This window comes from Pectobacterium carotovorum (assembly GCF_900129615.1).
GTDB lineage: Bacteria > Pseudomonadota > Gammaproteobacteria > Enterobacterales > Enterobacteriaceae > Pectobacterium > Pectobacterium carotovorum.
The window spans coordinates 237,407-249,496 of record NZ_FQWI01000008.1 but is presented as its reverse complement, the minus strand read 5'-3'; the positions used below and the strand labels follow the sequence as shown (position 1 = coordinate 249,496).

The following is a 12,090-nucleotide window of genomic DNA, read 5'->3' as shown; positions in this document are numbered from 1 at the left end:
ACCTGACCCCATGCCGAACTCAGAAGTGAAACGCCGTAGCGCCGATGGTAGTGTGGGGCTTCCCCATGTGAGAGTAGGGAACTGCCAGGCATCAAATTAAGCAGTAAGCCGGAGCAATCTGGTGTTGTAGAGAAATTCGGTGGAGCGGTAGTTCAGTTGGTTAGAATACCTGCCTGTCACGCAGGGGGTCGCGGGTTCGAGCCCCGTCCGTTCCGCCACTTATTAAAAATTATGCCTGCTAAATTTAGCAGGCATAATGTTAAGCGTAATTTAGGGGCGTAGCTCAGTTGGTAGAGCACCGGTCTCCAAAACCGGGTGTCGCGAGTTCGAGTCTCTCCGCCCCTGCCAAATAAAACCCTTCACGTAATCGTGAAGGGTTTTTTTTGATCTGTACTTTATGCTCGATCCTGTCTCGTACCCCTCTTTCCAATTTCTCCGTTATTTCTCCCCTCTGGACGTCTAATTAATCTAACGTATTGTTATTTAATAGATAAAATTTTCTGATGTGTTGTTGATAGATCGTGCTGATTTAGCTGTAAATATGCACAAAATCACCGTAATACCAGGTTGTGAACTTGCTCATTCACCTTGTTCGATATTTGAACTAAAACTATCTACAACCTGAGTGAACGGTAAATCGTTTTTCAGAACGATCCTTCAGGTCGCATTCACTTGTTAGTGATACCTGCCAACATCACATCGGTAGCGCTATAGCAGAAATTCGTAGCGCTATTTTGTACCTGAAATCTGACTAAGTAGCTGTAAGACTACGCAGAAGGAGTTTAAGTATGTACAGACGTTTACTGGTAGCTGTTGCTGTAAGCACGGCATTATGTGGTGCCGTACAGGCAAAACCCTTAACTGTTGGTTTTTCCCAGATTGGTTCAGAATCAGGATGGCGCTCTGCGGAAACTAAAGTATCAAAGCAGGAAGCCGAGAAACGTGGAATAACGTTAAAAATAGCTGATGCTCAGCAGAAGCAGGAGAATCAGATTAAGGCTGTGCGGTCGTTCATCGCTCAGGGCGTAGATGCCATATTTATTGCGCCAGTCGTCGCGACAGGTTGGGCACCAGTCTTACAGGAAGCTAAAGAAGCAAAAATCCCAGTGTTCCTGCTTGATAGAACGATTGAGGTTAGCGATCCATCGTTGTACACCGCTGCTATCGCCTCTGATAGCGTCTATGAAGGAAAAGTAGCAGGGGAGTGGCTTGTGAAAGAGGCTGCTGGCAAACCTTGTAATGTTGTTGAGTTGCAGGGAACAGTTGGGGCTAGCGTTGCGATAAACCGTAAGAAAGGGTTTGCTGACGGTATAGCTTCAGACCCACAGATAAAAATTATTCGTTCACAGTCGGGAGACTTTACTCGCAGCAAGGGTAAAGAGGTTATGGAAAGCTTTATTAAAGCTGAGCAGAACGGAAAGAATATCTGTGCGGTTTATGCACATAATGATGACATGGCTATAGGTGCTATTCAGGCAATTAAAGAAGCTGGCCTGAAACCTGGTTCACAAATAAAAGTCGTCTCCATTGATGGTGTCCCTGATATTTTCAAAGCCATGATGAATGGCGAAGCTAATGCCACCGTTGAATTAACACCTAATATGGCCGGGCCTGCTTTTGATGCTTTATTAGCGATGAAGAAGGACGGGAAACAGCCTGAGAAATTCATTCAAACCGAATCACGTTTATTACTGCCTGACACGGCAAAACAGGAATATGAAACCAAGAAAGACCTTGGTTATTGATATTAATGTTGTGGATTTATCATTGATATAAGTTTTGCTAAATACCTGGCAGAAATATGAATATGGAAAAGTGGGCTTGCGATGCTTTCTGCACCGTTTAATCACGGGACAGTGAATATTGTCAGCCTACTTACCATAATATTACTCAGGTGTGACGTAGCCTTGTTAAGTTGTCGCATAGGTGATGCTGATGGAAACGACACGGTTGTTAGACATTCGGGGCATGAGCGTTGAGTTTCCGGGGGTAAAAGCATTAGATCAAGTGGACTTCACGCTTAATCGTGGCGAAATAGTGGCGCTATTAGGAGAGAATGGCGCAGGGAAATCAACATTAATTAAGGCGTTGACTGGCGTTTACCATCGCTCAGCTGGTGAAATTATCCTCGATGGTATCGCGATTAATCCTGTAAATACGGCTCATGCTCAGTCATTGGGTATTGGTACGGTCTATCAGGAGGTTAATCTATTACCGAACTTGTCCGTTGCAGCAAATCTATTTATTGGCCGTGAACCCACACGCTGGGGCATCGTGGATCAAAATAAAATCTTACATCAGGCCGAAGCACTTTTATTGAATTATGGACTGATGATCGATGTTAGCCATCCGCTTGGTAATTACTCCATCGCAGTTCAACAAATTGTAGCCATTGCTAGAGCTATCGATCTTTCCGCTAAAGTTTTAATTCTTGATGAACCGACCGCAAGCCTTGATGCAAAAGAAGTCGATATGCTACTGGATATATTGCGGAAGTTGCGCGACTGCGGAATCGGTATGATATTTGTGACGCACTTTCTGGATCAGGTTTATCGCATTAGCGACAGAATTACCGTTTTGCGTAATGGAAAATTAGTGGGGACATTACCTGCCGCAGAATTGCCACGTATTGAATTAGTCCAAATGATGTTGGGGCACAGTTTTGATGAAACATTATTGAAGCGTTGCGAGCATAGTGACGTCTCAGGTGAGCCCATCGTGCAGTTTAAACACTATGGCCGACGTGGCTCTATTAATGACTTCGAGCTTTCCGTGCGCCCGGGAGAAATTGTTGGCCTTGCTGGTTTATTGGGTTCCGGCAGAACAGAAACCGCGCAGCTGATATTTGGCATCACCGTGCCTGATGCCGGAGAAGCCAGAGTTGATGGCAAACAAGTCAGCATTCGTACGCCGCGTGCAGCAGGAAAGCTCGGTTTTGGCTATTGCCCTGAGGATCGCAAGACTGACGGTATTGTCGGTGCGGCAACGGTACGAGAGAACATCATTTTGGCGCTTCAGGCGCAGCGCGGCTGGCTGAAGCCCATTTCCTTACGTGAGCAAACCCGTATCGCTGAAAAATTTATCAGCCTGTTAGGGATTCGTACGCCTAGTCCAGAGCAGGAAATTCAGTATCTATCGGGAGGGAATCAGCAAAAAGTATTGCTATCGCGCTGGCTGGCAACAGAACCACGTTTTTTGATTCTGGATGAGCCAACTCGAGGAATTGATGTTGGCGCGCATGCTGAAATCATTCGTCTGATCGAAAAACTGTGTGAGCAGGGGATGGCCTTACTTGTGATCTCTTCTGAATTGGAAGAACTGACCGGTTATGCGGATCGCATCATTGTACTGCGTGACAGGCAGCACGTTGCGCATCTCGAACATAATGAGATCTCGGTTGCCGCAGTGATGCAGGCAATCGCAGTACAAACGGGAGCAGCTGATGACAGACAATAACGTCAAACCTGCCAAAAAAGTCCGTCTAACGTTTACCAAAGGGGTGCCACAGCTTCTGGCGCTCGTTGCCATCTTGCTGATTGATAGTATGGTTGCGCCCAATTTCTTCTCCCTCCACATTCAGGATGGGCGCTTGTTCGGTAGCCTTATTGACATCCTTAACCGCGGTGCGCCCGTTGCGCTGCTGGCATTAGGGATGACGTTAGTGATTGCAACCGGCGGAATCGATTTATCGGTTGGCGCGGTAATGGCGATTGCAGGCGCGACGGCCGCAACACTGACCGCTGCTGGTCATCCACTCCCTTCTGTACTGCTGACTGCGCTATTGGTTGGCGCCCTGTGTGGGCTATGGAATGGTTTTCTGGTTGCGGTGTTACAGATTCAGCCGATTGTGGCGACGTTAATGCTGATGGTTGCCGGGCGGGGTATTGCTCAGTTGATTACCGAAGGCCAGATTATTACCTTTGATAACGCAGGGTTGGCTAAGCTGGGCAGCGGAACCCTGTTCTATCTACCTATGCCAGTGATTATTGCCTGCGTAGTGTTGCTGGCGCTGTGGGCTCTGACGCGCAAAACGGCACTTGGGCTATTTATTGAATCTGTCGGTATTAATCTGCGATCGGCTCGCAACGCTGGCGTGAGTACGAAGCTGGTATTAGTCGCGGCTTATGTCATATGCGGCGTGTGTGCTGCCGTAGCGGGCGTTATCGTCACGGCAGATATCCGCGGTGCGGATGCGAATAATGCAGGGCTCTGGTTGGAATTAGACGCGATTCTGGCTGTCGTGATCGGTGGCGGCTCGCTACTCGGTGGCCGCTTTAATTTACTGCTCTCTGTCGTCGGTGCCTTGATTATTCAGAGTATGAATACCGGCATTCTGCTGTCTGGCTATCGGCCGGAATTCAATCTGGTTCTGAAGGCACTCGTCGTTCTGCTGGTTTTGGTTATGCAATCTCCGCGTATTTCGCTGCATCACCTGTTCAGGAGGAAAACATAATGTTGAAACGCCACTTCCCCCTGTTGATGACGATTTTGGTCTTTATTGCGGGTTATTTATTCTGTCTTAGCCAGTTTCCTGGCTTTGCTTCGACGCGCGTTTTCTTTGACTTACTGACGGATAATGCTTTTCTGGGGATCGTGGCGGTTGGGATGACGTTTGTCATCCTGTCTGGTGGAATCGATCTCTCCGTGGGGTCAGTGATTGCATTTACGGGTGTGTTACTGGCCAAATTGATCGGTACATATGGCATCGATCCTTTCTTTGCATTCGCAATCGCGCTGGTGATGGGCGCCATGTTTGGCGGGTTGATGGGATGGATTATCGATACGCTCAAATTACCTGCCTTTATTATCACGCTGGCGGGGATGTTCTTTGTTCGAGGGATGAGCTTTATCGTTTCACAGGAGTCGATTCCAATCGATCATCCGGTCTATAGCCAACTGGCGGGTTTAGCATGGCGTATGCCGGATGGGGGACGGTTTACCTTTCTGGCGCTGGTTATGTTGATTGTGGTACTGCTGGGGATCGTGATGGCGCATCGTACCCGTTTTGGTAACCGTGTTTATGCGATTGGCGGTAACAGCTATTCTGCGGAATTGATGGGGGTTCCAGTCAGGCGGACAACGATCCATATCTACATGCTTTCCAGTACGTTAGCGGTGCTGTCAGGCATTGTTTTTTCGCTCTATACCTCGGCGGGTTATGCCCTGGCGGCAAGCGGTGTGGAATTGGATGCCATCGCTGCCGTTGTAATCGGCGGCACGCTACTGACCGGCGGTGTCGGAACCGTATTGGGAACCCTGTTTGGCGTGCTGATTCAGGGCCTGATTCAGACGTATATCACGTTTGACGGCACCTTGAGCTCATGGTGGACAAAAATCGTCATTGGTTTCCTGTTGTTTGCTTTCATTGGGTTACAGAAAGCGTTAAGCACATTCTGGTTAGCCAGACGTGCTTAAGTTGGTCGTGAGCAAAATCGCTCATGGATTAATCACAATAGGCGTTTTTAGCAATTGACGGATCATCGTCTGCTGATCGCTGTTTTGTAACCAAACGGCATAAAACGGGCGCACAACGGGCTGGCTGTCACCGACTATCCGCAGATTGGAATAGGTTTGTAACCAATGGCTGGGTAAAAACGCACAGCCGCCAGTCGTTTCAAGCAGTTGGCGGGTCAAATGTGCCGATGTTGTTGTCAAAACGGGAAGCTGATCGCTGGCTAATAGGCGATGTTCCTGCTGATGAAAATCTGCGCCCCACTCCAATTTTATATAAGGCAGTTCCTGTCCGGGTGGGTGTGCTTCTGCTGCAAACAGCGAAAGGGAGAAATTGCCCAGCAGCTGGCTTGCCAATTCTTCCATTTTGGGTTGCTCGGTCGTAATCAATAGATCCAACTGACGCTCATGGAGTTGTTTTACCAGCGAATGACGTAAGGCAATTCGTGCTTCTAGCTGGAGCAGTGGGCGCTGTTGGTACAGCGATTGTAGCCAGGGGGTCAGATAGGCTTCCCAGAGCGACGCGGTTGCCCCTACCGAAAGCAGGCTGTGTTGCTGCGAGCGTGCGACCTCTTTTTTAGCGATCTGCCAGGTACCGATAAGGCTTTCTGCATAGGGCAGAAGCCGTTCGCCGGCGGGCGTCAGGCGTATATTGTTTCGATGGCGCGTGAACAGGTTGGCACCAAGCTGCGTCTCTAACTGGCGAATCCGAAAACTCACCGCTGACTGCGTGAGATACAGGGATTCGGCGGCACGGCCAAAGTGTCTTGTCCTGCTGACTTCCAGAAAGGTTTTTAGTAATTCGGTATCCACGCCCATCTCCAAAAAAATTTTGTCGTAATGATTTAAATGTTTTGTTTTACACAATGTCAAGCCTATCTAATACTCCGCGCCATAAACAACACGACCATAGAAGAATTAGGAGCGTGTAAGATGGCAGAAAGCTTCTCTACCACTAATCGTTTTTTTGATAACAAGTTCTACCCGCGTGGTTTTTCCCGACATGGCGACTTTACGATTAAAGAAGCACAATTGTTGGAGCGCCACGGTTACGCGTTTAACGAGCTGGATTTGGGTAAACGTGAACCAGTGACTGAGGAAGAGACATCGTTTGTTGCAATGTGCCGCGGCGAACGTAAAGCGGAAACGGAACTGGAAAAAATTTGGTCCAAATATCTGGATCGTATCCGTCGTCCTAAACGCTTCCATACGTTGTCTGGTGGTAAGCCGCAGATGGATGCGGTGGAAGAATACACTGAAAGCGATGATTAATTAAGAATGGGGCGTTAGCCCCATTTCCTTTTGTGGCGAATAATATAGCGCTCTCGCTATTCAAGGCTTTTGTGGAGCTGGATGAGCAATCGATCCATACAGCGATAGCTCAGCGCTTCGGCAAGGTGTTTCCTTTCAATATTATCCCGACCGCCGAGGTCAGCTATCGTGCGCGCGACTTTCAATATCCTGTGCCATGCACGTACGGATAAGCCAAGTTTGTTCATTACCTCTTCCAAATAGGTCGCATCAGCCATCTCCAATCCGCAGTGTTTTTCTATTTCACGTGAAGTGAGCAGTGCGTTGATTTTATTTGCCCGCTTCAGCTGTATCTGCCGTGCGATCAGCACGCGCTCGCGAATTGTCGCGCTGCTTTCGCCTTGATAATGTTGCTGAGATAAAACCCCTGGTGGTAGCAAAGGGACTTCGATTGAAATGTCAAAGCGATCCAAAAAGGGACCGGAAAGTTTGCTGAGATAGCGCAGTATTTGTTGTGCTGGCAACCGGTTATGAACGCCCTGATAGTGTCCTGAGGGGCTGGGATTCATTGCGGCAACGAGCTGCACCCGTGCTGGGTAGCATACTTTAGCCCGAGTGCGGGAAATGATAATTTCACCGGACTCCAGAGGCTCTCGTAGTGAGTCTAAAACGCGTCGCTCAAACTCCGGTAATTCGTCCAAAAATAGTACGCCGTTGTGGGCGAGCGAGATTTCTCCAGGTTTGGGCAGCGACCCTCCGCCCACGAGCGCAGCCATGGAGGAACTATGGTGAGGTGCTCTGAATGGCCTGGCTCGCCAGCGCGTCATGGTGGCATCAATGTTGATTAGACTGTTGATAGCGGCGCTTTCTAGTGCTTCTTCATCGCTTAATGACGGCATCAGATTGCCTAATCGGCTTGCCAGCATGGTTTTCCCGGTTCCCGGTGGCCCCAGTAAGAGCAAGTTATGGCCGCCTGCCGCCGCGATTTCCAACGCGCGTTTCGCCTGCTCCTGACCGATGATATCCTTCAGATCGAGGGTATCTTCCTCGATCGGTGGAACGGGCGTCATGTCGGAGCAACTGAGCAATTCCTCTTCCCCACTGAGAAAAGCACACACGTCCAACAAATGCCCGGCCATTAGCGCTTCACCCTGCGGTATCAGCGTCATCTCCCGTTTATTGTCATCTGGCAGGATAAGCTGGCGGCCTGCTTTTATGGCTTCTAATGCGGCGGGAATCGCGCCATTGACGCCACGTAAGGTGCCAGACAGGCCGAGTTCGCCAAGAAACTCGTAGCGGCTTAGCTTTTCACCATCGATTTGTTCTGAGGCCGCCAGAATCGCCAGCGCAATCGGCAGATCGTAGCGCCCCCCTTCTTTTGGCAGGTCTGCGGGAGCGAGATTGACCGTGATGCGCTTTGCTGGAAAGGTAAATCCGCAATTGATGAGTGCGCTGCGCACGCGATCGCGCGCTTCCTTGACGGTGGTTTCAGGTAAGCCCACCAGCGTTAGGGCCGGCAGCCCGCTGCTGATGTGAACTTCGATATAAACGTCCGGTGCTTGTACACCAATCATTGCCCGAGTATAGGTAACTGCCAATGACATGCTATTTCCCCTTTGCTGATGGTTTGCATCATGTCTGGCAAGGGAGAAGAAGTAGAGACCGTCTTCGCCACTCTGCGCGGCGGTGTCATGAAATAATTCTCTGTTGCAGTAATGAATAAAATTTGTGCGCGATGTGCCGCAATTATGTAGGGTGAACCGATCGCTTAACGCTATCCGACGTTCGATGACCCCCGCTTTCATCTGCCACGTTTCTCGGACAACGCTCATTTTTACGCCAATGAGCGAAAATAATTTGGTGTGCTTCTACCTTATGATTACGTTGTATTTTTTCCCTTATCATAGGTAATCCTTACGGGTGGTAATGAAAAAAAATGGTTGTCATGCCATGTCTGACTGTGATAACTCTGTAGGCATTCGTTCGACAGAAGATTAATGAACAACCTATTATGAAAGCCCTATCCCTAGTGATTAGCCTAGTCGTGATTAGCGTGGTGGTGATTATTATCCCACCGTGCGGGGCTGCACTTGGACGAAGAATGGCTTAGAAATCAAGGCCTAATTCAAGAAAACCCCCGCACCGAAAGGTCGGGGGTTTTTTGTTGGGCGTAATCTATAACGGAAAGGAACAGAAAATGAACATCAGCATAAAATTCTGTTATTCCCATAAGATGTCGGGGAAATAACTATGAATGGAGCACAGTGGGTGGTTCAAGCGTTGCGAGCGCAGGGAGTGGAAACCGTTTTTGGTTATCCGGGGGGCGCGATAATGCCAGTCTATGATGCACTTTATGACGGCGGCGTTAAACACCTGCTGTGTCGCCACGAGCAAGGCGCGGTGATGGCGGCGATTGGCTATGCTCGCTCCACGGGCAACGTGGGCGTCTGCATTGCGACATCTGGCCCAGGAGCAACCAACCTGATCACTGGTTTGGCCGATGCGCTGCTGGATTCTGTTCCTGTGGTTGCGATCACCGGGCAGGTCGGGTCGGCGCTGATTGGCACTGATGCTTTCCAGGAGATCGACGTGCTGGGGCTATCGCTGGCCTGTACGAAACACAGTTTTCTGGTTGAGTCTCTCGAATCACTGCCGGAAGTGATGGCAGAAGCGTTCGCGATTGCTAACAGCGGTCGCCCAGGCCCTGTTCTGGTTGATATTCCTAAAGATATTCAGCTGGCAGTGGGGGATTTCACTCCAAACTTTGCGCCCGTTGCTAACGATGTTGATTTCCCTGAACAAGATATTGCGCAAGCGTACGCTCTGTTAGCGAAAGCGCAAAAACCGGTGCTGTACGTTGGCGGTGGGGTCGGCATGGCGAATGCGGTTCCGGCACTGCGTGAATTCCTGAGCGTAACGGATATCCCGTCCGTTTCGACGCTGAAAGGGCTGGGTGCCGTGGATGCCAATCATCCCTATTACCTCGGTATGATTGGTATGCACGGCACGAAGGCAGCGAACCTGATTGTGCAGGAGTGCGATTTGTTAATCGCGGTTGGGGCGCGTTTTGATGACCGTGTGACCGGCAAACTGAACGCCTTCGCGCCTCATGCCAGCGTGATTCACATGGATATCGACCCAGCAGAGTTGAGCAAATTGCGTCATGCTAATGTCGCGTTGCAAGGCGATCTGAAAACGATATTACCTGCGCTGCAACAGCCGCTGAACGTCAGCGCGTGGCGCCAGCAGGCGACCATGATGAAGGCGGAATACCCGTGGCGTTATGATCATCCCGGTCAGGCGATTTATGCACCTGCGCTGCTGAAAACGATCTCCGAACGAATGGATGCGGATACGGTGGTCACGACCGATGTGGGCCAGCACCAGATGTGGGCTGCACAGCATATGACGTTCAGCCGTCCTGAAAATTTCATTACCTCCAGCGGCCTCGGTACGATGGGCTTCGGCGTACCCGCTGCGGTTGGCGCACAGGTTGCGCGCCCGGACGACATGGTTATCTGCATTTCCGGCGACGGATCTTTCATGATGAACGTCCAGGAATTGGGCACCATCAAACGAAAACGGCTGCCGTTGAAGATCGTGCTGCTGGATAACCAACGGTTAGGTATGGTGCGCCAGTGGCAGCAGTTATTCTTTGATGAACGCTACAGTGAAACCGACCTCTCCGATAACCCTGATTTCCTGACGCTGGCAAGCGCGTTTGATATTCCTGGCCAGCGCATCACCCGTAAAGATCAAATTGATGTCGCGCTGGATGCCCTGTTTAACAGCGAAGGACCCTATTTATTACACGTATCGATTGATGAGTACGAAAACGTTTGGCCACTGGTTCCGCCGGGTGCGGGCAACGAAACGATGCTTGATAAAACCAAGTAAGGCTCGATAAAACCAAACTAAGCTCGACAAAACCGAACAATGGCCGACTTACACAGAATAAGTGCTGGAGACAACAGAATGACACACCATCAACTTTCGATTCAGGCGCGCTTTCGTCCCGAGGTTCTGGAGCGTGTATTGCGTGTTACCCGCCATCGCGGTTTCAAAGTTTGCGCGATGAATATGGTGCAAACCACCAATGCCGATCACATTAATATTGAACTGACCGTTGCCAGCCATCGTTCGGTAGATTTATTGTCAACGCAATTGAGCAAGCTATTGGATATTGCCTGCGTTGATATTCAACCGATGACGACATCACAGCAGATCAGCGCCTAACGTAAAAGAGTAAGGAAAAAGAAGAATGACAAAAAAAGCGGATTACATTTGGTTCAATGGTGAGATGGTTCCATGGGCTGAAGCAAAAGTACACGTTATGTCGCACGCCCTGCATTATGGCACCTCCGTCTTTGAAGGCGTTCGTTGCTACAATTCACATAAGGGCCCGGTGGTTTTCCGTCACCGTGAGCACATGCAACGCCTGCGTGATTCGGCAAAAATCTACCGTATGCCCGTCGCGCAAAGCGTAGATGAGCTGATGGAAGCCTGCCGTGAAACGCTGCGTAAAAATAACCTGACCAGCGCCTATATTCGTCCATTGGTGTTCATTGGTGATGTGGGTATGGGTGTTAACCCGCCAGATGGTTATCAAACTGATGTGATCATCGCAGCCTTCCCGTGGGGCGCGTATCTGGGTGAAGAGGCGCTGGAAGCAGGCATCGATGCGATGGTGTCGTCCTGGAATCGCGTGGCGGCGAATACCATTCCAACCGCCGCAAAAGCGGGTGGTAACTATCTGTCCTCCCTGCTGGTGGGTAGCGAAGCGCGTCGCCACGGCTATCAGGAAGGGATCGCGTTGGATGTCCACGGCTATGTTTCCGAAGGTGCTGGCGAGAACTTGTTTGAAGTGAAGGACGGTATTATCTTCACGCCGCCGTTTACCTCTTCGGCGCTGCCAGGTATTACGCGTGACGCTATCATCAAACTGGCGAAAGACGCAGGATATGAAGTGCGTGAGCAAGTGCTGTCCCGCGAGTCACTGTATCTGGCCGATGAAGTCTTCATGTCCGGTACTGCGGCAGAAATTACCCCCGTGCGCAGCGTCGACGGCATTCAGGTCGGCGTTGGCAAACGCGGCCCGGTCACCAAAGCCTTGCAGCAGGCGTTCTTCGGCCTCTTCACCGGTGAAACCGAAGATAAATGGGGCTGGTTGGATCCGATAAATCGTTAAATTATATACCCTAAATAGTTCGAGTTGCAGGACAAAACGTGTTCGTTTTGAATAACGCAAAGCGTTAGCCCTTTAGGGCGATGCTCAGTCATGAGCATCGTAACGCGGCGACGCAGAGAATCCTCAGGAGCTTACATCAGTAAGTGACTGAGGTGAGCGAGGAATGCCAACGCACATGCAGCTTGAAATATAACGGGTAT

The 12,090-nt window shown here is 50.1% G+C and carries 11 protein-coding genes, 2 tRNA genes and 1 rRNA gene; 12 read left to right on the top strand and 2 right to left on the bottom strand.

Annotated features, from left to right (window positions below; all coding sequences use genetic code 11):
* From rrf to yjfF, 7 genes are all read left to right on the top strand, one after another.
* A 5S ribosomal RNA gene (rrf, locus tag BUB06_RS16790) occupies positions 1-90 on the top strand; the annotation flags it as partial.
* Between the two features lie 51 nt (positions 91-141).
* A tRNA-Asp gene (locus BUB06_RS16785) sits at positions 142-218 on the top strand.
* Between the two features lie 54 nt (positions 219-272).
* Positions 273-348, top strand: a tRNA-Trp gene (locus BUB06_RS16780).
* Between the two features lie 440 nt (positions 349-788).
* On the top strand, positions 789-1,745 hold the full coding sequence (gene ytfQ, locus BUB06_RS16775; protein WP_010283932.1) for a galactofuranose ABC transporter, galactofuranose-binding protein YtfQ: 957 nt from the start codon (positions 789-791) through the stop codon (positions 1,743-1,745).
* A 190-nt stretch (positions 1,746-1,935) separates the two neighbouring features.
* On the top strand, positions 1,936-3,456 hold the full coding sequence (gene ytfR, locus BUB06_RS16770) for a galactofuranose ABC transporter, ATP-binding protein YtfR (RefSeq protein ID WP_039474334.1): 1,521 nt from the start codon (positions 1,936-1,938) through the stop codon (positions 3,454-3,456).
* A complete protein-coding gene (ytfT, locus tag BUB06_RS16765; protein ID WP_039474307.1) occupies positions 3,443-4,453 on the top strand; it encodes a galactofuranose ABC transporter, ATP-binding protein YtfT in 1,011 nt (336 codons plus the stop codon). Before ytfR ends, ytfT begins: the two co-directional genes overlap by 14 nt.
* Positions 4,453-5,415, top strand: a complete 963-nt coding sequence (yjfF, locus tag BUB06_RS16760; RefSeq protein ID WP_039286283.1) for a galactofuranose ABC transporter, permease protein YjfF — start codon at positions 4,453-4,455, stop codon at positions 5,413-5,415. Before ytfT ends, yjfF begins: the two co-directional genes overlap by 1 nt.
* A 21-nt stretch (positions 5,416-5,436) precedes the next feature.
* Here yjfF and hdfR read toward each other — a convergent pair whose 3' ends face one another.
* Positions 5,437-6,264, bottom strand: coding sequence for an HTH-type transcriptional regulator HdfR (hdfR, locus tag BUB06_RS16755; protein ID WP_039474331.1), 828 nt, complete (start codon positions 6,262-6,264; stop codon positions 5,437-5,439).
* A gap of 120 nt (positions 6,265-6,384) precedes the next feature.
* Here hdfR and BUB06_RS16750 point away from each other — a divergent pair, with 120 nt between their 5' ends.
* Positions 6,385-6,723: a MaoP family protein gene (locus tag BUB06_RS16750; RefSeq protein ID WP_010283921.1), complete on the top strand. Its 339-nt coding sequence runs from the start codon at positions 6,385-6,387 to the stop codon at positions 6,721-6,723.
* A 56-nt stretch (positions 6,724-6,779) separates the two neighbouring features.
* On the opposite strand, the gene BUB06_RS16745 is transcribed toward BUB06_RS16750, so the two are convergent.
* Positions 6,780-8,306: a YifB family Mg chelatase-like AAA ATPase gene (locus BUB06_RS16745; RefSeq protein ID WP_039474305.1), complete on the bottom strand. Its 1,527-nt coding sequence runs from the start codon at positions 8,304-8,306 to the stop codon at positions 6,780-6,782.
* Between the two features lie 407 nt (positions 8,307-8,713).
* On the opposite strand from BUB06_RS16745, the gene ilvL reads away from it, so the two are divergent.
* The 4 genes from ilvL to BUB06_RS16725 all read left to right on the top strand — a co-directional run bounded on the left by ilvL (position 8,714) and on the right by BUB06_RS16725 (position 11,890).
* Complete coding sequence (ilvL, locus tag BUB06_RS16740; RefSeq protein WP_071531109.1) at positions 8,714-8,812, top strand: ilv operon leader peptide; 99 nt, start codon at positions 8,714-8,716, stop codon at positions 8,810-8,812.
* Between the two features lie 140 nt (positions 8,813-8,952).
* Positions 8,953-10,599: an acetolactate synthase 2 catalytic subunit gene (ilvG, locus tag BUB06_RS16735; RefSeq protein ID WP_039474303.1), complete on the top strand. Its 1,647-nt coding sequence runs from the start codon at positions 8,953-8,955 to the stop codon at positions 10,597-10,599.
* Positions 10,600-10,677: 78 nt separating this feature from the next.
* On the top strand, positions 10,678-10,938 hold the full coding sequence (ilvM, locus tag BUB06_RS16730) for an acetolactate synthase 2 small subunit (RefSeq protein WP_010294673.1): 261 nt from the start codon (positions 10,678-10,680) through the stop codon (positions 10,936-10,938).
* Positions 10,939-10,963: 25 nt separating this feature from the next.
* Positions 10,964-11,890 carry a branched-chain amino acid transaminase gene (locus BUB06_RS16725; RefSeq protein WP_010294671.1) on the top strand — a complete coding sequence of 309 codons (927 nt, stop codon included), beginning with the start codon at positions 10,964-10,966 and terminating at the stop codon, positions 11,888-11,890.
* The last annotated feature ends 200 nt before the right edge of the window (positions 11,891-12,090 follow it).